This window comes from Mesorhizobium sp. P3_A10, from assembly GCF_056403175.1.
The window spans coordinates 377,547-396,448 of the sequence record NZ_JBFUFZ010000004.1 but is presented as its reverse complement, the minus strand read 5'-3'; the positions used below and the strand labels follow the sequence as shown (position 1 = coordinate 396,448).

The 18,902-nt window shown below is 64.4% G+C and carries 18 protein-coding genes; 10 read left to right on the top strand and 8 right to left on the bottom strand.

Features of this window, described 5'->3' with window-relative positions:
- The first annotated feature begins 71 nt into the window (after positions 1-71).
- From AC1DXU_RS18685 to AC1DXU_RS18665, 5 genes are read left to right on the top strand one after another with little or no spacing between them, the layout of a single operon-like run.
- The gene (locus AC1DXU_RS18685; protein WP_477371286.1) at positions 72-500 is read left to right on the top strand and encodes a PqqD family protein; all 429 of its coding nucleotides are present in this window, start codon (positions 72-74) and stop codon (positions 498-500) included.
- A gap of 45 nt (positions 501-545) precedes the next feature.
- Positions 546-1,595 (top strand): serine kinase, encoded by a 1,050-nt coding sequence (locus tag AC1DXU_RS18680; RefSeq protein WP_477371284.1) that lies wholly within the window; start codon positions 546-548, stop codon positions 1,593-1,595.
- A complete protein-coding gene (locus AC1DXU_RS18675; RefSeq protein ID WP_477371281.1) occupies positions 1,592-2,344 on the top strand; it encodes a glycosyltransferase family 2 protein in 753 nt (250 codons plus the stop codon). Before AC1DXU_RS18680 ends, AC1DXU_RS18675 begins: the two co-directional genes overlap by 4 nt.
- Positions 2,344-3,021, top strand: coding sequence for a glycosyltransferase family 2 protein (locus tag AC1DXU_RS18670; RefSeq protein ID WP_477371279.1), 678 nt, complete (start codon positions 2,344-2,346; stop codon positions 3,019-3,021). The genes AC1DXU_RS18675 and AC1DXU_RS18670 overlap by 1 nt, the downstream gene beginning before the upstream one ends.
- On the top strand, positions 3,021-4,493 hold the full coding sequence (locus AC1DXU_RS18665; RefSeq protein ID WP_477371276.1) for a nucleotidyltransferase family protein: 1,473 nt from the start codon (positions 3,021-3,023) through the stop codon (positions 4,491-4,493). The genes AC1DXU_RS18670 and AC1DXU_RS18665 overlap by 1 nt, the downstream gene beginning before the upstream one ends.
- A gap of 23 nt (positions 4,494-4,516) precedes the next feature.
- Here AC1DXU_RS18665 and AC1DXU_RS18660 read toward each other — a convergent pair whose 3' ends face one another.
- The 5 genes from AC1DXU_RS18660 to AC1DXU_RS18640 all read right to left on the bottom strand — a co-directional run bounded on the left by AC1DXU_RS18660 (position 4,517) and on the right by AC1DXU_RS18640 (position 8,763).
- Complete coding sequence (locus AC1DXU_RS18660; protein ID WP_477371273.1) at positions 4,517-5,263, bottom strand: ferredoxin reductase; 747 nt, start codon at positions 5,261-5,263, stop codon at positions 4,517-4,519.
- The gene (locus AC1DXU_RS18655) at positions 5,260-5,871 is read right to left on the bottom strand and encodes a molybdopterin-dependent oxidoreductase (protein ID WP_477371270.1); all 612 of its coding nucleotides are present in this window, start codon (positions 5,869-5,871) and stop codon (positions 5,260-5,262) included. Before AC1DXU_RS18655 ends, AC1DXU_RS18660 begins: the two co-directional genes overlap by 4 nt.
- A gap of 147 nt (positions 5,872-6,018) precedes the next feature.
- Positions 6,019-6,768 (bottom strand): MBL fold metallo-hydrolase, encoded by a 750-nt coding sequence (locus tag AC1DXU_RS18650; RefSeq protein ID WP_477371267.1) that lies wholly within the window; start codon positions 6,766-6,768, stop codon positions 6,019-6,021.
- The gene (locus AC1DXU_RS18645) at positions 6,768-7,934 is read right to left on the bottom strand and encodes a diphosphate--fructose-6-phosphate 1-phosphotransferase (RefSeq protein ID WP_477371264.1); all 1,167 of its coding nucleotides are present in this window, start codon (positions 7,932-7,934) and stop codon (positions 6,768-6,770) included. Before AC1DXU_RS18645 ends, AC1DXU_RS18650 begins: the two co-directional genes overlap by 1 nt.
- A 142-nt stretch (positions 7,935-8,076) precedes the next feature.
- A complete protein-coding gene (locus tag AC1DXU_RS18640; protein ID WP_477371606.1) occupies positions 8,077-8,763 on the bottom strand; it encodes a L,D-transpeptidase in 687 nt (228 codons plus the stop codon).
- Positions 8,764-9,054: 291 nt separating this feature from the next.
- Here AC1DXU_RS18640 and AC1DXU_RS18635 point away from each other — a divergent pair, with 291 nt between their 5' ends.
- Positions 9,055-9,678 carry a LysE family translocator gene (locus AC1DXU_RS18635; protein ID WP_477371261.1) on the top strand — a complete coding sequence of 208 codons (624 nt, stop codon included), beginning with the start codon at positions 9,055-9,057 and terminating at the stop codon, positions 9,676-9,678.
- 27 nt (positions 9,679-9,705) lie between these two features.
- Here AC1DXU_RS18635 and AC1DXU_RS18630 read toward each other — a convergent pair whose 3' ends face one another.
- Positions 9,706-12,465, bottom strand: a complete 2,760-nt coding sequence (locus tag AC1DXU_RS18630) for an autotransporter family protein (RefSeq protein ID WP_477371259.1) — start codon at positions 12,463-12,465, stop codon at positions 9,706-9,708.
- Between the two features lie 303 nt (positions 12,466-12,768).
- Between AC1DXU_RS18630 and AC1DXU_RS18625 the strand changes: the two genes are divergently transcribed.
- Both AC1DXU_RS18625 and xylB read left to right on the top strand, forming a co-directional pair.
- Positions 12,769-14,091 (top strand): tetratricopeptide repeat protein, encoded by a 1,323-nt coding sequence (locus tag AC1DXU_RS18625; RefSeq protein ID WP_477371256.1) that lies wholly within the window; start codon positions 12,769-12,771, stop codon positions 14,089-14,091.
- A gap of 82 nt (positions 14,092-14,173) precedes the next feature.
- Positions 14,174-15,628, top strand: a complete 1,455-nt coding sequence (gene xylB / locus AC1DXU_RS18620; RefSeq protein ID WP_477371253.1) for a xylulokinase — start codon at positions 14,174-14,176, stop codon at positions 15,626-15,628.
- A gap of 32 nt (positions 15,629-15,660) precedes the next feature.
- On the opposite strand, the gene AC1DXU_RS18615 is transcribed toward xylB, so the two are convergent.
- Positions 15,661-16,023, bottom strand: a complete 363-nt coding sequence (locus AC1DXU_RS18615) for a nuclear transport factor 2 family protein (protein WP_477371250.1) — start codon at positions 16,021-16,023, stop codon at positions 15,661-15,663.
- Between the two features lie 112 nt (positions 16,024-16,135).
- On the opposite strand from AC1DXU_RS18615, the gene xylA reads away from it, so the two are divergent.
- Both xylA and AC1DXU_RS18605 read left to right on the top strand, forming a co-directional pair.
- Positions 16,136-17,461 carry a xylose isomerase gene (xylA, locus tag AC1DXU_RS18610; protein ID WP_477371247.1) on the top strand — a complete coding sequence of 442 codons (1,326 nt, stop codon included), beginning with the start codon at positions 16,136-16,138 and terminating at the stop codon, positions 17,459-17,461.
- 204 nt (positions 17,462-17,665) lie between these two features.
- Positions 17,666-17,869: a hypothetical protein gene (locus AC1DXU_RS18605; RefSeq protein WP_477371244.1), complete on the top strand. Its 204-nt coding sequence runs from the start codon at positions 17,666-17,668 to the stop codon at positions 17,867-17,869.
- 10 nt (positions 17,870-17,879) lie between these two features.
- Here AC1DXU_RS18605 and AC1DXU_RS18600 read toward each other — a convergent pair whose 3' ends face one another.
- Positions 17,880-18,860, bottom strand: a complete 981-nt coding sequence (locus AC1DXU_RS18600) for a GlxA family transcriptional regulator (RefSeq protein WP_477371241.1) — start codon at positions 18,858-18,860, stop codon at positions 17,880-17,882.
- Positions 18,861-18,902 lie beyond the last annotated feature (42 nt).

Sequence of the window (18,902 nt, the reverse complement as noted above, 5' to 3'; positions counted from 1 at the left end):
CGCTTTTCCAGGGCAAGGTGGACTGCGGCGACCGGTGATCGCTTCAGGGCAGCCTGTTGTGGGGACGTTCAATGGAGCAATCGGTCTACGCGGTCGCAAGCAAGGACATCGTTTTCGAGTCCTTTGACGGCGAAGCCGTAGTCCTTGATCTTTCGAACGGGAAATATTTCGGCTTCTCCGATTCAGGCAGCGGGGTCTGGCAGGCGCTGTCGTCCGGTGTTGGCGCCCACGCACTGGTCGGACAAGCGGCCGGCGGGGCCACAATAAGGTCAGCCGAGCTCGACGGCTTCATTACCCAACTGCTCGATTTCGGCTTGCTCGTGCGTGCGGCCGATGCAGCCGCGCAACCCATCTCGAGCGCGCTGCTTGCCCAACTCGCCGGCAGCAGCGAGCCGCTCAAGGTCGACATCCATGACGACCTTGCCGATCTCATTCTGGTCGACCCGATCCACGAGGTCGAGGAACCTCTCGGTTGGCCGGCGGTCAAGCCGGCGCCCTGAAACCACCCGAGCGGCCCGGTCGGGCAACGCTGGAACACGTCAGCCATGCCACGCGTCACCCTTCAAACCCTGGCCGACTATGCCCGTCATGTGCTGGCGGCGGCGGAAAGCGCGGCTGACCGCTATCCGGTCACCACCACGGTCCACTTGCCGCGGCTGGATTTGACGGCGCATCTCAGCCCCGGCGCGCTGGCCAATGCTGTCGACCGTGGCTTTGTCCCTGCTCCCGACGACGAGCCGACCCTGGGCGCCTGCCGTATTTTCGTCGCCGATCCGGATATTGAGGGCATCCGCGCCCCGGCGACATGGGGCCAGGCCGACTACACGCATCACGCCTTCGCCACGCAGCTGGCGGAAGCCGGATTGCGCGGCAGCTATTTCCACGATCTGGATTTCTGGCAGTTCTACGATCCCGAACGCCGCGTCGGCGCACAGCTGATGAGATCGGCCGATGGGTTTCCACCCTGGGAGGAAGCAGCGCCGCTGCGCGCCTTCCTGCATTGGGAGTATGCCGCGCGCGGCATGCGGCTTACCCATGCCGGTACGCTGGGCATTGGCGGCAAGGGTGTGCTGCTCGCCGGCGCCGGCGGGGCCGGAAAATCGGGAACGGTTGTCGCCGGACTGCTCAACGGGCTCGACAGCGTCGGCGACGACTACGTGCTGATCGATACCGACAATGGGGTGACTGCCCGCCCCTTGTTTGCCACGCTCAAGCAGGACCCGGAAGGTTTCGCGCGGCTGCAGCTCGAACGAAGGTTGAAGTCGCACGGTCCGCTGAACTGGCAAGGCAAATATCCGTTTCACATCGATGACATCGCAGTCCGGCCGGTGCCTGCAAGTCTGGACATCGTCGCGCTGGTGGTGCCACATATCAATGGCGGTGAGACAAGCTCGATCATGCCGGTGTCGCGCAAGGACGCCATGATTGCGCTGGCGCCGTCCGGAATTGCGCAGATGCCGGGCGAGAGGGAGAGCGGCTTTCGCTTTTTTGGCGAACTGACACGCCAGCTGCCGTGCTATCGCCTGTCGCTGGGGACACGGCCCGAGGAAATCGCCGGCACGATTTCGGCGTTTCTCGCACGAGGCATTTTATGAAGCTGAGCGTGATCATGCCTGTCTACAACCGCGAACCCTATGTCGGTTCGGCGCTGCGCTCGCTGCTCAGGCAGCGTGACGCCGCCGATCTCGACATCATCGTCATCGACGACGGTTCGACCGATGGATCGGCTGACGTGGTGCGCTCATTCATGACCGAAATGCCCTCCATCCGCCTTTTCCAGCAAGCCAATGGTGGTGTCACCAAAGCACGCAATGCCGGTCTCAGGCAGCTCCTGCCGGAGACACAGCTTGTGTCATTTCTCGATTCGGACGACATCTCGCCCGCTGGGCGCTTCAAGGCTGACCTTGCCCGCTTCGAAGCCGATCCGGGTCTCGAACTCACCTATTCACGCATGACACTGGTTGATCTGATAGATGACGAGACCCTGGAGCCGGCAGTCGACAGCCATTCTGTGACTGTTCGCGGGATTCATCTGTCGGCGGGGATTTTTGCTCGTAAATTTGTGGAGCGCATCGGCAGTTTCGACGAGGACTTCAACCAGGCCGAAGATACTGACTATCTGCTGCGCGCCTTTGAAAGCGGTCCGAGATACACTATGCCCGATACCGTGGCCCTCTATTACAGGCGTCATCCCGGCAATATGACAAGGGAGGCCGATGTCCCCCGTCGCGAGTTCATGCGCGCCATCCTCAAATCGATGAAGCGTCGCAAGGGCGACCCGTCCTTGCGTCCGATCGAAGGGATCTTCGATTTCAAAGAACTCGCGCATTGGCGCTTCATGTGATGAGCGGCTATGGCGTCGTCATCCCGGCCTTCAATGCGGCAGCCACCATTGCCGAGACGCTGAGATCGATCGCGGCCCAGACAGTGCAGGCCGAAACCATCGTCGTTGTCGACGACGGCTCTACCGACGACACCATCGCAGTGATCGAGGCGCTGAAGCTACCGGTGCGGCTTTTGCGCCAGGAAAACGCCGGCCCCGGCAGTGCCACGACAAGAGGCCTCGCAGTGCTGTCGACCTCTTTCGTGGCAACGCTTGATGCGGATGATCTGTGGTTGCCGACCAAGATTGAAAGACAGCTTGCGCATCTCGACCGGTTCCCGGCGACATCGGGCGTTTTCACGCATTGGCGTACCTTTCGCGACGATCGGCCGGAAGCGCCGGAAGCCGCCTCTCTCGCAGGCTGGTCGCGGACCACCATGATGATCCGCAGGGAGGTCGCCGTTGCCGTCGGGCCGATCATCGACCCGCAAGGGGGGCGTGGCGATATGGTCGACTGGATCGCTCGGGCGCGCGAGGCAGGCTTCGTTCTCGACATGCTGGATGACGTGCTGGCGCTCAGGCGCATCCGGCCCGGCAGCCTGTCCTACGGGCGCGATCCGGCACGCGACCGGGGCTATCTCGAGGTCGTGCGGCTCGCCATGCAGCGGCGGGCGCGCAACAAGACGGATCCCGATTGATGGCCAGGTCGATCCGCCGCATCGGTCGCCGGTTTCCGGACTATGGCTGGTCCTGGCCGACCGGCAAGCTCGACCAGTTGCTCAAGGCAGCCCTTCTTCCCGATGAGGAAGCGGCCTGCCAACACGCGGCGCGCTGGCTCGACGAGAACGATATCAATCTCGTCTCCTTTCGCGAACACCGGCTGCTGGCCGCGATTTCCGACAGGTTCGGCCGAAAACTTGCCGCCCATCCCGCCTATCCACGCCTTGTCGGCCTGCAAAAGATGCTGTGGACCAAATCGCGCATGGCAATGCGCGAGGCCGAACCGGCGCTGCAGGCCATGGTGGAGGCCGGCTGCGCCGTCGTGCTGATCAAGGGCGCCAGCCGCATCGCCGTCAACGCCTCGGCGCAGCGCGGCCGGGTGGCGCATGACATCGATATATTGGTGCGGCCGCAGGACATGACCGCTGCCTTCGACGTGCTGCGCGAGCGTGACTGGCAGATCGCCACCGGCGTCAGCCCGCACTATCTCAGGACCAGGCTGGCGTCCGTGCGCTCGATGAACTTCTTCAAGGGCAGTTTCGGCGACATCGACCTGCACCAGCTTGCCTATGACGGGTCGCAGCAAAGCACGGGAGACGATCTGGCGATCTGGCAGCGGGCGGTCGCAGCCGAATTCAGCGGCGTCAGCGTCTTTGTTCCGTCGCCGGCCGATCGTATGGCGCTGGCCATCGGCCATGGCGGCCTCGATGCCCACACCCACAGCGACTGGCTGGTTGATTGCGCCGTGGCCATCCATGGCGGCGCGGTCGACTGGGGTGTGTTCAACGACATCCTTGCCCGGCGTGGTCTTGCCGTTGCCGCGGCGGTGGCACTCTCCTATCTGGCGCTGGAGATCGGCGTTGCGGTGCCTGAGCCAGTTCTCGCAGGAACAGTTGATATGGCCGATCGCGCCGGCCTGTCGCGATGGTCCTCGGTTCTACAGGCCAAACCGCGCACGGATTTCGGCGGCCTCGTCTGGCTGTCGCGCGGGTTCGCCAAGCAGTTGCGGCTGAAACGCAAGCAAGGCCGGCTGCAGCAATCGGCGCCGGACGTCGTCTGGCGCGGCAAGACGACCAGCCGCAAGCTCGAGCCGACGCCGACCCCCTTCGTGCTGTCGCAAACCATCCCCTGTCCGGATAGGACCGGAGAGATGGTTCTGGATGTGACCGTCAGGATCGCCGTTCCCCCGGTGCGGCGGCGCATCGAGATGGAAATCAATGCCCCCGGCCGGCACGTCGCGCGCTTGCGCTCGATGGTCATCAGCCGTGCCGGCGGGCAAAGAGTGCTGCACTTTCGCGGCAAGGTGACACTGGACGAAACGCGCCAAGCGCTGGTGCTTGAGGCACGGCCTTCCCGCCAGTTCCGCACATGGGACAATGAAGCTGCCGTCGCCAGCTATGGCGCACTGCCCTTCCAGCTGCTCTCGGCAAAGTTCTCACCGGCTGGATGACGGCTGACGACAGTAGGCCCCCCTCAGACCCCGTAGCGCTCGGTGCGAATGATACCTGCCGGAACGCCGGCATCGATCAGCGCCTGGGCAGCGGCGGAGACGAAGGCATTCGAGCCGCAGACAAAGGCGAGCTTTGGCGCCTCGCGCAGCCGCACTATCGATTGCATCATCATGGCGGCATCGACCCGCCGCGAATAGTCCGCCGGACGCCGGGCGGCCTCCCGCGTCAGCGTCAGCACCAGGGCGAAACCATCGCGGCGATCGTCGAGGCCGATCAGTTCGTCGCGAAAGATCACCTCGTCCCAGACCCGCACCGAAAACACCAGCGCGACCGGCACCGGTGACTTCAGCGCTACGCGATGGCGCACCATCGCCATCAGCGGCACCACGCCCGAACCGCCGCCGACCAGCAGGATGGGGCCGCCCTCGCTGTCGGACCAGACGAAGTGACCACCGAGCGGCCCGCGCAGCTCGACCTCGTCGCCGACTGCAGCCACCTCGTGAAAGAACGGCGAGACCTCGCCATCGTCGAGCTTTTCGATCGCCAGCTCGATCGTCTCGCCGGCTTCCGGCGCCGAAGCGATGGAGTAGGAGCGGCGCGCCTGATAGCCGTCTGGCGCCGTCAGCCTGACATCGACATGCTGCCCGGCCCGGTAGGCGAAGGGCCGCGACAGCTGGAAGAAGAAACTGGTGACGCGCGGCGTGCGCTTTTCGATGCGTGTGATTGTCGCCGTCTGCCAGGGCGATTGCACTGCTGCCGCATCGCTCATGGGTCGTTCGTGTAGCGCTGCTCGCGCCACGGGTCGCCATAGATGTGGTAGCCGCGCAATTCCCAGAAGCCCGGTTCGTCACGTTCGGTGAACTGCAGCCCGTTCAGCCATTTGGCTGATTTCCAGAAATAGAGATGCGGCACAAGCAGCCGCGCCGGACCGCCATGGTCAGCGGTAATCGGCTTGCCTTCGTAAAGCAGCGCCACCATCGCCTTGCCGACGGTGAGATCGGCTGTCGGCACATTGGTGGTGTAGCCGTCGAACCCATGCGCCAGCGTGAAGCCGGTCGGCGGCTCGATGCCGGCATCGGCAAGAATGTCATCGACCAGCACGCCTTGCCACGGCGTGTCGAACTTGGTCCATGCGGTCACGCAATGGATGTCGCGCGTCATCTTGGTCAAAGGCAGCGCGTTGAACTCGGCCCAGTTCCATTTCTTGATCGGGCGCGGCCCGTGCTTCAGCGTGAACGACCAGTCCTCGGTGCGCACGCGTGGTGTCGGCCCGGCCGACAGAACCGGAAAGCCCTGTTCGAGATACTGGCCCGGCGGAATGCGCGCGTCCGTATCCGTCGGGGGCTTTCGCCCGGAAGAGAAGCCGCGAGTGACCATCGGGGATAATCCGTTTGAGTCGGGCCGTTTGAATGGGACCGTTTGAATGGAGCCGCCTATCGGCCCTCGGCAGTCTTCCAGAAAGATGCTCCAGCGGGCAACAGAAATCTTGGTGCGGCGAGGAAAGTCCAGCGCCGACCAGCGGCATCAGACCCCGCCGGTTCGCCGGAGATAGGCCGTTGCGATCTCGCGCATGCGCTTGCCATCGAAGCTCGGTCCATGGCCGCCATGGCCGATGCGGATCGGCAAGTCGAGCAGCCGCTGCATCGTGCGGCGATAGGCAGGCCGGTCGGAATCCGGCAGGTCGTCGATCAGGATGGAATCGTAGATGGCGTCGCCAGCAAAAAACAGGCCGTCGGCCTCATCGAACAGAGCGATCGAATCCGGGGAATGGCCGGGCAGATGCAGCACGCGAAATTGCCTGTCGCCGAGATCGACGATGTCGCCCTCATCGAGCGTGCGGGTCAGCGGCGCGGGCGGAATCCTGTAGTCGGTGGCTTTCCAGCCCGGCGTCGGCAGCTTGGAGACGGCATCGTCGAGATTGTGAAACATGTAGGCATAGGTCACCGCGTCATCCATGGTTTCGAACGATGCGGCGCTGTGCCTGGGTCCTGCCCGCAACGGGAATTCGTGCAGCGAGCCGACATGATCGAGATGGATATGGGTGGCGACCGCAAGCAGCGGCTTGCCATGAGGCGTGTCGATCTCCGGCGCCAGCGGGCAGATGCCCATGCCGGTGTCGACCAGCAGGTCGACATCGCGGCCTTTGAGATGCCAGATGTTGGCGCTTACGAAATCATGCACGAACGGCTCGGTCAGCATCGTTGTCCTGGCATCGATAGTTGTCTTGCCGAACCAGTCGCCAACAACACGTTTGCCGCCAAACCGGTCGCCCATCAGACGAAGGGCTTCCCGACCTTGTATTTTTCCGGCACCAGCCGCTTGAGATAGGCCATGCCAGCTTCCGACAGCTGGTTGACGTCGGGCTTCATGAAATCGTCCGGCATGTGGCGGGTCTTGCCGGCGACGTTCTTCAGCGGCACCTTTTTCAGCACGGTCTTCGTGCCGTCAAATTGCAGCGCCACCGAGCCGCCGCCTTGTTCGGCCACCGCGACGGCAAAGGCGCCGGCATCGAAGGCTTCCTGCGCATCCACCGCATTGATGGCGCCGACATAGCCGCGCGGCATGTAGCCGAGCGCGTCGACACGAGCGCGCTTACCCGGCAGGCCTTCGGCCAGCGCGCGCTCGAGCGCGGCCGGCAGGTCGCTGCCCGACAGTTTGACGTTGCCATGCGCGTCGCGCTCGAGTTTTTCCGGCGGCACCAGGCTTTCGACCAGCGCCTTGCCGTCGGCGGTGCTGACGCCTTCGGAGACGGCGACGATGCAGCGCTTGTGGCGATCAAGCGTGGCGCGGACATCGTCGATGAAGCCGGCGGCCGAGAACGGCCGCTCCGGCACGTAGACGAGATGTGGACCGCTGTCCGGATCGAGCTGCCATGCAGCCGCCGCGGCGGTGAGGAAGCCGGCGTGGCGGCCCATGACGATGCCGACATAGATGCCGGGCAGCGCGCGGAAATCGAGATCGACCGAGAGGAAGGCGCCGGCGACGAACTCGGCCGCGGAAATGAAGCCCGGCGTGTGGTCGTTCTCCTCGAGATCGTTGTCGATGGTTTTTGGCGCATGAACGAAGGCGATCTTGCCGCCGGCGGCGTCGGTCAGGATCTGCTGCGTGCCCGAGGTGTCATTGCCGCCGATATAGATGAAGGCATCGGCGCCGGCCTTCTTCAGGCCGCCAAGGATGACTTCGCAATAGGCGGCGTCCGGCTTGTCGCGTGTCGAACCCAGCGCAGCACTCGGCGTTGCCGCAATCAGCCGCAGCCGGTCCTCAGGTATGGAGGAGAGATCGGCGTAGTTGCCGTCACGGATGCCGCGCACGCCGTGGATGGAGCCGAGAACCTTGGCGCCGGGATGCCGCTTGCGGATCTCGAGCGCGGCGCCAACCATGGTCTGGTTGATGACGGCGGTGGGGCCGCCGCCCTGCGCGATGACAAAGGTTCCTGACATTCTTCTTCTCTCCGGGATGGTGGCTTCGGAGGCACATTCGCCTGTCTTGGCGCATCACGCAACGGGAGAAACCAGAGCGTGATCCCGAAAGATCATGCTCAAACAAGAAGATCGCGCAGCGGCCAGGCGGGCCGCTGCGACGTCAGACGACGACGACCGGGTTTTTCTTGGAAACGCGGCTGTAGAGGTCGATGATATCCTGATTGATCAGGCGCACGCAGCCCGACGACATCGCCTGACCGATGCTCGCCCACTCCGGCGAACCGTGGATACGGTAGCCGGTGTCCTTCCCGTCCTGGTAGATGTAGAGCGCTCTGGCGCCAAGCGGATTGGTGAGGCCGCCGGGCTGGCCGTTTTGCCATTTCACCAGTTCCGGCTTGCGCTGGATCATTTCCGGCGGCGGCGTCCAGACCGGCCATTCCTTACCGTACTGGATGTTGGCGCGGCCGGACCAGCGGAAGCCGTCCTTGCCGATGCCGACGCCGTAGCGGATGGCGTCGCCGCCGGGCTGCACCAGATAGAGCATGCGCTCCTGCAGGTGGACGACGATGGTGCCGGGCGCCTCGCCGGTCTGATCGACGACGATCTGGCGGCGGAACTCCGGCTTGACCTTCTTGTAGGGCACCGCGGGCACGAGGAAGCCACCATCGGTGAGCGAGGCATACATCACATCCGGGCCGGTGATGTTCTTGTCGACGCTGATGGCAGGACGGACGGGACGCACCGAGCCGGTGGTGAGGTCATCGAGCTGCAACTGCGGCAGCTCGAGCGTCTGGGTGCTGCAGCCGGCAACGCCGAGCAGCGCCATGGCGCCGGCGCCGGACAGCATGGTGCGGCGGGAAAGCTGGAATTCGGAATTTTCGATTGCGTCGCCCTGATGCGGCGGCGTCAGACTTTGCGGCAACTCACGCATCTAACCCAAACCCTACGCTATCGGCGGGAAACACGGTCCGGCCGGATAGAGGCATTTTCACCAATCATGGTTGAAAAAGCGTGAAGACGTGCCGCGCCACCTTAACCCGGCTGACCGAACCGGGGCGCTGCAGATTTTCGAACTTGCCTCTTTACATCTTCGCGGGGCCAAGGATTTATCCTTTTCTTTGCGCTCAAGGAGACGACCATGTCCTTCGAAAACTGGGCTGCCTTTGCCGCCGCCTCGGCTATCCTTCTCGTCATTCCGGGTCCGACCATCCTGCTGGTCGTGTCCTATGCGCTGGGCCAGGGCTGGCGCACCGCACTGCCGATGGCGGTCGGCGTGGCGCTTGGCGATTTCACCGCCATGACGCTGTCGATGCTGGGCATCGGCGCGCTGCTGGCGGCGTCGGCCACCGTGTTCACGGTGCTGAAGGTGATCGGCGCCTGTTACCTGATCTATCTCGGCATCAAGCTGTTTCGCGCCGGCGGCGCGCTGCGCGCCGAGCCGCGCACCGATGCGGTGTCCGCGGCCAGGATGGCCGCGCATGCCTGGCTGGTCACCGCGCTCAACCCGAAGAGCATCACCTTCTTCGTCGCCTTCCTGCCGCAGTTCCTCGACCTACACGCCGATTTCTGGACGCAGATGCTCGTCTTCGAAACCACCTTCCTGGCGCTCGCCTTCGCCAATGCCTTCGGCTACGCGCTGATCGCGGCGAGAGCCCGCAACGTGGTGCGCAATCCCAAGGCGATCCGCATCTTCAACCGCACCGGCGGCACGCTGCTGGTCGGCGCCGGCATCGCCACGATGGCGATGCGTTCGGGCAATTAAAGGCAGGGAGGCGAGTACTCGCCTCCTTCACCATTTGACGCTGAAGCCGAGATTGCCTTCGAGGGTGCGTCGCTTGTCGCCGCCGAGATTGGTGGTGTAGTCGCCGGTGGCGAAGATGCTGACCTTGTCGGACACCCTGGCGACGACGCCGCCGCCGAATTCGAGCGAGGTGGACTTGCCTTCGGTCGAGATATCGGTGCCGCCGAAATTGACGTGATCGGTGCCGCCGAAATCGTGCCAGAGATTGGCTTTGAGGTAAGGCTGCAGCGCGATGCCGTTCAGCGTCGTCTCGCCTTGCAGCCGCAAGCCCAGCCTGCCGTTCAGGCTGTCGTCGAGGTTGAAGGAAACCGCGGAGAAGCTGTCCCTGGCGTCGTCGAGCGACAAATGCTGCCAGACCAGTTGCGCCTGCGGTTCGAGCGTCCAGCCTTGAGCCAGCGCAATCGGATAGCCGCCTTCGAGCGATGCGGTGAGGCCGGTTCCCCTGACATCGAGGCCGATGTCGCGGGACGAGGTGGCCGAGCCGCTGAAGAAGGTGCCCATGAGAACGCCATCGAGATACCAGCCGCTCTGGCCGATCCGGGTCCAGTAGCCGCCGATGCTGGTGCCGCCGAGGTCGATGCCGCCGACGGACAGATTGTTCCAGCCCAGGGCCTGGCCGCGCACGTCGCCATTCATGCTGCCATAGGCGATGAACAGGCCGGCGCGGTCGACCTGGCCTGAGCTGGCTTCCCGACCGAAGACATCGAAGCCGGCCTGCAGGCCGAACACAGTGCCGTCGAAGGACGGCGAAACCGTTCCCGACCATGCCATCTTGGCGTCCTGGCCGAAGATACGGCCCCAGACCGGCGACAGCTCGGTGTTCGACAACAGGCTCTGTTCGCCGCGCCGCTCATGGAAGGTTCCAAGCGTCGCCATCGCCAGATGCTCGGCCACCGGCGGCACCGCCGAATAGACCGGCACCTCGATGCGATAGAGCAGGATCTCGGATGCCTGCACCGGCGTTGCGCCAGGTGTCGGCGGGTCGGGCTGCAAGGGCGGCGGGCCGGGCAGCGTCGGCACCGGAAGGTCGGGTACCTCCGTTGGCGGTGGCGGCGGCAGGGGCGGCGGATCCGCCGGCGGCGCCGGTGGCGGTGGCGGTGGTGGCTCGGGTTCCGGATCGCCGGCCTGCACCGGCGGCGTCGGATCGACGGGCGGATTGTTGATGTCGCCCTCGGTCGGCGGCGGCGTCGGCGGCAGTTCGGATGGCGGCGGCGGTGGAGGCTCCACCGCCGGCGGCTCAGGCTCCGGCGGCGGTGTCGGTTCGAGCGCCGGTGGCGCCGGCGCGGGTGGAGCCGGCGTGTTCAGCGTCGAGCGCAGGTACCAGTTCTCTTCGGTGCCGGCGGTGACGCCGCCCTTGAACAGGTAATATTCAAAGGCGCCGGCGGCGACCGGCGCATCGAGCGCGAAGGTGGCGGCGCCCGAGGTGGCGCCGTTGACCGCCTGGACGACCATGATGCCGTTCTGCGTCGTGGAGGCGCCGGTGCCGCCGAAATTGACCACCGTAATGCCGGTCGAACCGGAGGCCGTGCCGCCGGACAGGACAAGCCTGTCCGACGCGGAGGAATCATCGCCCAGTTCGGTCTGGATGAGCAGCAAGCCGCCGAGGCCGACATAGTTGCCGGCAATCGTCAGCCGGTCGGTGGCGCCGGTGCTGCCGTTGGTCAGATCGATGCGCCCGGCATTGCTGACCGACGCCAGCTGGCCCGCGGCAAAGGCCTGGATCGAGGCGTTGAAGCCGCTGCCGAACAGTGTGCTGGCCGCATCGACGTTGAGCGCACCGGTGCCCGTGCCGCTGTCACCAAGCACCAGATTGCCGTCCAGCGTCAGTTCGGTGTCGTCGGTGGCGTTGATGGTCTCCCAGTTCTGCACCCTGGCGATGCCATCGAGCTTGACGTTGTCGAAGGTCAGCGCATCGGTGCCAAGGCCACCGTTCAGCGCATCGGTTGCTCCGAGATTGGCGTTGGTGAGATTGCTCAGCCTAGCAGTGTCGTTGTCGCCGCCGAGGTCGACCGCGCCATAGATGATGCCGCCATTGTTCCAGACGAAATTGTCGGCGCCAAAACTCATCAGCACGTCGCCGCCGATGGCGCCGCCGGTCACCGTCACGCTGTCATTGCCGCCGCTGACGCTGATGTTGCCGCCAATGGTGCCGCCCGAGAGGATGACCGTGTCTTCGTCGAAGCCGGTGACGAGGTTGCGGTCGATGATGCCGCCGGACATGTTGAAGTAGTTCTTGTCGAGTTTCATGTTGACGCGGCCGATGCGGCCACCGGTCATCACCGCGCGGTCGCCATCGTCGAAGAAATCGACGATGCGCCCGCCCGTCATCGTAAACGTGTCGAGGCCGTCACCCTGGTTGAGCGAACCGATCTGGCCGCCGCTCATGGCAAAGTCGTCGATGCCGGCGCCTTGCTGGACATTGCCGCCGACAGCGCCGGCACCGATGGTGAAGAAATCGGTGCCGCCGCCCTGATCGACGGTGCCGGTGATGGTGCCGGACTGCATGTCGATGCGGTCGGTGCCGACGCCGAAAGTGACGTTGCCGCTGATCTGCCCGGTGCCACTGGTTGGAAAAGTCAGTGTGTTGTCGCCGCCAGTATCGGTGAGGCTGCCGCCCGAATTGCCGCTGTCGCAGATGAAATTGTTGTTTCCCGGAGATGGAACCAGCACACAGGCGGCGAAGGCTGCGGAATTGGGCAGAAACGTCAGCGCGGTAATTGCAAATATTCTAATATACCAGAGATGCATTTGAGATGGCTTTCGCCAAGGCAAAGCAACCGTTTCCTGCTTGTCTTCCGAATGGTGGTTCGGAAGCTTTCCCCACAGGTGCCGCATCGCGCCCTCGTCTATTCGCGATTTCAAGCGCCCCGCCCGATGCCGCGATGAAGCCACAGTTCATCCGGTTTTACAAAGCCTAATCTGCAGCTCATGGTTGATGAATTGCGAAAGATACTGGAGCAGACCAGTGCAGCGCATGGTTGGCGCGCCTGTGGCCCATGCTTTATGATCGCATTGGACCCAGAGTCCGGAAAGCCAACCAGAGGACGAGACATGGCAGTCAGGGATGCATTCGGCCTGACGTTTTCAGGCGCGACAGAGGCCGGGTTCTCGCCCTACAGCCAGGCGGTGCGCGAGCTGCAGTGCTTCATCGGCGACCCGGTCGGCTCCGTCGACCGCGCCATCGCGCAAGATCCCGATTTCGTCATGGCGCATGTGTTCAAGGGCTATCTGTTCGGCCTCGCCACCGAGCGCGAGGCGACGGCAGTGGCCAAGGCTTGTCACCAGGCGGCGTTGCCGCTTGCCGCGGCGGCGCGCGAGCAGGCGCATGTCGCTGCCCTTGGCCACCTCGCCGGTGGCCGCTGGCATGACGCCGCCCGTATGCTGGAGGACATCTCAATCGAGTTTCCACTCGACATGGTGGCGCTGCAGACCGGCCACCAGATCGACTTCTTCACCGGTAACGCCCGTATGCTGCGCGACCGGATCGGCCGCGCGCTGCCCTCCTGGCAAAGCGGCATGCCGGGCTACCACGCCATCCTAGGCATGCAGGCCTTCGGGCTGGAGGAGATGGGGGACTATGCGCGCGCCGAAAAGCTCGGTCGCGCGGCTGTCGAGATCGAGCCGCGCGACGGCTGGGCGCAGCATGCGGTCGCCCATGTCATGGAAATGCAGAGCCGGCAAAAGGATGGCATCGCCTGGATGCGCGCCAACCCCGAAGCGTGGACCAAGGAAAGCTTCCTGCAGGTGCACAATTGGTGGCATCTGTCCCTGTTCCACTACGATCTCGGCGAGACCTACGAGGTACTGGCGCTCTATGACGGCCCGATCTACGGCACGCCGTCGACGATGGCGCTCAACATGGTCGATGCCTCGGCAATCTTGTGGCGGCTGCATCTCGGCGGCGCCGATGTTGGCGACCGCTGGGCAGCGCTCGCCGCCAACTGGCCCAAGGCCGGTGCCGGCGACTACGCGTTCAACGATGCGCACGCGATGATGGCCTTTGTCGGCGGCGGTCTGGAGGCGCCGGCCAAGACCCTGCTCGAAGCCCAGCGCGAGGCAATGCGCGCCGACGACGACAACGCCGCCTTCACCCGGGATGTCGGCCATCCGCTGACGCTTGCCATCAAGGCGTTCGGCGACGGCAATTATGCCGAGACGGTGCGGCTGATCCGGCCCATCCGGGCGATTGCCCACCGCTTCGGCGGCAGCCATGCCCAGCGCGATGTTATCGACCTGACGCTGATCGAGGCGGCGCTGCGGTCGGGCGACCAAGCCCTGGCGCGGGCGCTCGCGGCGGAGCGCGCGCTGGCGCGACCGGACAGTCCGCTATCGGCACTGTTTTCCCGGCGTGCCGCCGAATTGTCAGAGAATTGACCCGAAGCGGATCTTGTTTTAAAAACTGGCCAAGCCAGATTTTTTCGAGACCCGAAAAAATTACCGGCATGGGGAGGAAAACATGTATCTCGGGCTCGATCTCGGTACGTCGGGCGTCAAGGCGCTGCTGATCGATGCCGGGCAGACTGTCATCGGTTCCGGCCATGCGTCGCTGGACGTGTCGCGGCCGCATCCCGGCTGGTCGGAGCAGAACCCCGCCGACTGGACCCGCGCCTGCGAGGCGGCAATCGCCGAGTTGAAGGTCTCGCATCCGAAAGAGCTTGCCGCGGTCAAAGGCATCGGCCTGTCCGGCCACATGCATGGCGCCACCTTGCTCGACGCCGGCGATCAGGTGCTGCGCCCCTGCATCCTGTGGAACGACACGCGCAGCCATGCGGAAGCCGCCGCGCTCGACGCCGACCCGCGCTTTCGCAAGCTGACCGGCAACATCGTTTTCCCCGGCTTCACCGCGCCCAAGCTGGCCTGGGTGAAGAACAACGAGCCCGCCATCTTCGCCAAGGTGGCAAAGGTGCTGTTGCCGAAGGATTTCCTGCGGCTCTGGCTGACCGGCGAGCATATTTCGGAAATGTCGGATTCGGCCGGCACCTCCTGGCTCGATGTCGGCAAGCGCGCCTGGTCGGCCGAACTCCTTGCAGCCACTTCGCTCGACGAAAAGCAGATGCCGTCGCTGGTCGAGGGCACTGAGAAGGCCGGCGGCTTGCGCAGCGAACTGGCCTCGAAATGGGGCATGGCGTCAGGCATTCCGATCGCCGGCGGCGCCGGCGACAATGCGGCCTCGGCCTGCGGCATGGGCACGGTGGGTGCCGGCCATGCATTCGTCTCGCTCGGCACGTCGGGCGTGCTGTTTGCCGCCAACGCCGCCTATCTGCCCAACCCGGCAAGTGCTGTGCACACATTCTGCCACGCGCTGCCAAACACCTGGCACCAGATGGGCGTCATCCTGTCGGCGACCGATTCGCTCAACTGGCTGTCGGAGATATCAGGAAAGGGCGCCGGCGAGCTGACATCAGAACTCGGCGAGACGCTTAAAGCGCCGACCGGCGTGTCCTTCCTGCCCTATCTCTCGGGCGAGCGTACGCCGCACAATGATTCCGCCATTCGCGGCTCGTTCACAGGCCTGGCGCATGAATCGAGCCGCGCAGTGCTGACGCAAGCGGTGCTCGAAGGCGTTGCTTTTGCTTTCCGTGACAGTCTCGAAGCGCTGGCCAAGGCCGGCACGACCTTGACGCGCGTGACAGCCATCGGCGGTGGTTCGCGCTCGCGCTACTGGCTGAAGGCGATTGCAACCGCGCTGCAGGTGCCTGTCGACATTCCGGCCGACGGCGATTTTGGTGCTGCGTTTGGTGCGGCAAGGCTTGGGCTGATTGCAGCGACGGGTGCTGATCCGCTGGCCGTGTGCTCCGCACCCAGGACGGATGCCACGATCGAACCGGATGCCAAGCTCGGCGGCGCCTACGCTGATGCCTATCAGCGCTATCGGGCGCTCTACCCGGCGATCAAAGGCGCCACGGCGTGAGCGGTTTCTCGCCCACGCCGCAGCTTCGCGGCTCACTGCGCCGGCACCTTGTCGAGAAAGCCGGTGACGCTCTTCAGGCGGCCGTTCTCGATGACGCCGATATCGGTGCCTTCGATGACGGAGTCCGTGCCGTCGGGCCCGAGATTCCACGAGAAGCGGATCGTGTCGGCGAAACCGTCCGGCGTGCCCTTCAGCGAGAACCGGAAGCCGGCAAAGCGCTGCTGCACACCGTCGATGAGTGCGGCGACACCGTCATGGCCGTCGCCCTGCATCAGCGGATCGCGATAGCTGACATCTTCGGTGAAGGTCGCCTCGAGCAAGGCCGCTCGGCGGTCCGCATCGCTCTCGTTCCAGGCGGTGATGTAGTTCTGGGCGATCGTGTTGAGGTCGGTCATGGTTTGTCTCCTTCGTTGAGTGGCTTTGACATGACCCTTTTCGGCCAGCGGAAGAACGAAACCAATTACGCCTGAGGTAATCAGGGCGAACTATTCGAGAGAGGAAAAAATCATGAGCAGCGGATTTTTCGGCGACATCAAGACGATCAAGTATGAAGGGCCGGATTCGACCAATCCGCTGGCCTACCGGTTCTACAACCCCGACGAAGTCGTCGCCGGCAAGCGGCTGGAAGACCATCTGCGCTTTGCCGTCGCCTACTGGCATTCCTTTGCCTGGCCGGGCGGCGATCCCTTCGGCGGCCAGACCTTCGACCGTCCCTGGTTCCCCAAGGCAGGTGGCGTCGACACGATGGAACTGGCGAAGCTCAAGGCAGACGTCGCCTTCGAGATGTTCTCGCTGCTCGGCGCGCCGTATTTCTGCTTCCACGACGCGGACGTGCGCCCGGAAGGCAAGGATTTCTCCGAGAGTGCCGCGCGGCTCGACGAGATCGCCGACTATTTCGCGGATAAGATGAAAAAGACCGGCGTCAAGCTGCTCTGGGGTACGGCGAACCTGTTCTCCAACCGCCGCTTCATGTCGGGTGCCGCCACCAATCCCGATCCGGATGTCTTCGCCTATGCGGCGGCGACGGTGAAAAGCTGCATCGACGTCACCAAGCGGCTGAAGGGCGAGAACTATGTGCTGTGGGGCGGGCGCGAAGGCTATGAGACGCTGCTCAACACCGATCTTGGCCGCGAGCAGGAGCAGGCCGGCCGCTTCCTCAGCCTCGTCGTCGACTACAAGCACAAGATCGGTTTCAAGGGCACCATCCTGATCGAGCCGAAGCCGCAGGAACCGACCAAGCACCAGTACGACTACGACGTCGCCACGGTCTACGGCTTCCTCAAGCGCTTTGGGCTGGAGAAGGAAGTGAAGCTCAACATCGAGCAGGGCCACGCCATCCTCGCCGGCCATTCCTTCGAGCACGAGCTGGCGCTGGCCAATGCGCTCGGCGTCTTCGGGTCGATCGACATGAACCGCAACGACTACCAGTCGGGCTGGGACACCGACCAGTTCCCCAACAATGTGCCGGAGATGGCGCTGGCCTATTACCAGGTGCTGCAGGCCGGCGGCTTCAAGACCGGCGGCACCAATTTCGACGCCAAGCTGCGCCGCCAGTCGCTCGACCCGCAGGATCTGCTGATCGGCCATATCGGCGGTATGGACGCTTGCGCACGCGGGCTGAAGGCCGCCGCACGCATGGTCGAGGACAAGGCGCTGTCGGGTCCGCTGGCCGAACGCTATGCCGGTTGGAACTCGGCCGAGGCCAAGGCGATGCTCGCCGGCAAGCGGACGCTGGAGGAGATCGCCGAGCGCGTGGTCAAGAAGAAGATCGAGCCGCAGCCAAAGTCCGGCCGCCAGGAACTGCTGGAAAACATCGTCAACCGCTACGTCTGAGTTCGGAAAGCCGATTCGTACGACTCAAGGGGCGGCCGGATAACACCCTGCCGCCCCGGAACTGGTTTGCGCGACGTCGTATCCGACGACAAGGTTTTGCCCTAGGCCGCCCCTCAATCACCTCGCTCTTGCCTTCAAACAGCCGTCACGGAAGTCGTATAAGACGGCTCCTGTGGCGGGTGAAAAGGAAGGAGGCGAACCGATATGCAGCATGAACGCGAAATCGACGCCCTGCTCTCATCCGGTGAGACCGGATCGATCATCGATCGGCTGATGGCGTTGCCGAGACCGACCGACGATGTGAAAAACGAATGGGACCGCGCGGTCAGCAGCCGGTTCGAAGTGCGTCTGGCGAGACAGATGCGCTCACACATCGACAATGGCGGCGATCGTCGGAACGCCGCGTAGTTCACTGGAACTAACCTCGGCGCAACCTGACGGGTGCTTCGCCGAAAGCTCTTGAAAACGCTCTGGAAAATGCCGCGGCGGACGAAAATCCGGTCCGCCCGGCAATGTCGGCCATGGCCACGCGCGTGTCGACCACCAGCCGGCGCGCCGCCCCCAGCCGCAGCCTGAGATAGTAGGCGCCGGGCGTCTCGCCGATCGACTTGCGAAAGATGCTTTCCAGCGTTCGCGCCGTCACCCCGGCGCGCTTGGCCACCGCGGCGATGGTCAGCGGCTGGTCGACATGCGATTCCATCAGCCGGATGGCTTGCGCCAGCCTGGGATCGTAGCCGTCGAGACGGCCGAGCGAGACCAGCGGCTGCGCGTCGGTTGCCGCGCGGGCCTGATCGTAGATGAAGACGCTGGCGACATCGAGCGCGACGGCCATGCCGAGCCGGGTGCGAATGAGATGCAGCATCAGATCGAAGGTCGGTGACGCCCCGCCCGAGGTGAAGACCGGTCCGTCGATGACATAGCGGTCGGGGCGGACATCGACGCCGGGAAAGGCCGACGAAAAATCCTCCATATCCTCCCAGTGCGTGGTGGCGCTGCGCCCTTCCAAGAGGCCGGCGCGCGCCACCAGCCAGGTACCGGCTTCGACGCCGCCGCAGGCGCGGGCCACACGGGCCGCCCGGCGCAGACCCGACAGCAGCGCAGAGGTGGCATAGTTCTGGGTGCCGAAGCCGGCGACGACGACCAGCACGTCGGTAACCTCCGCCGCATCGAAGCGGCCGCTGACCGCCACCGGCAGGCCGCAAGTGGTGACCGGCGCCTCGCCGGTGACCGAGACCAATTTGAAATCGAACAGCGTCTCGCCGGCGATGCGGTTGGCGGCGCGCAGCGGATCGACGGCTGAGGCGACGCACATGATCGACGAGCCGGAAAACACCAACAGTGTTACCCTGAGCGGCGAGCGCTCGGCGCGAAAGATCGTTGGTTTTTCGCTTTTGATCATGGCGCCTTCGTAAAACGCAAAACAGTTTCCTGCAAGTCGGTC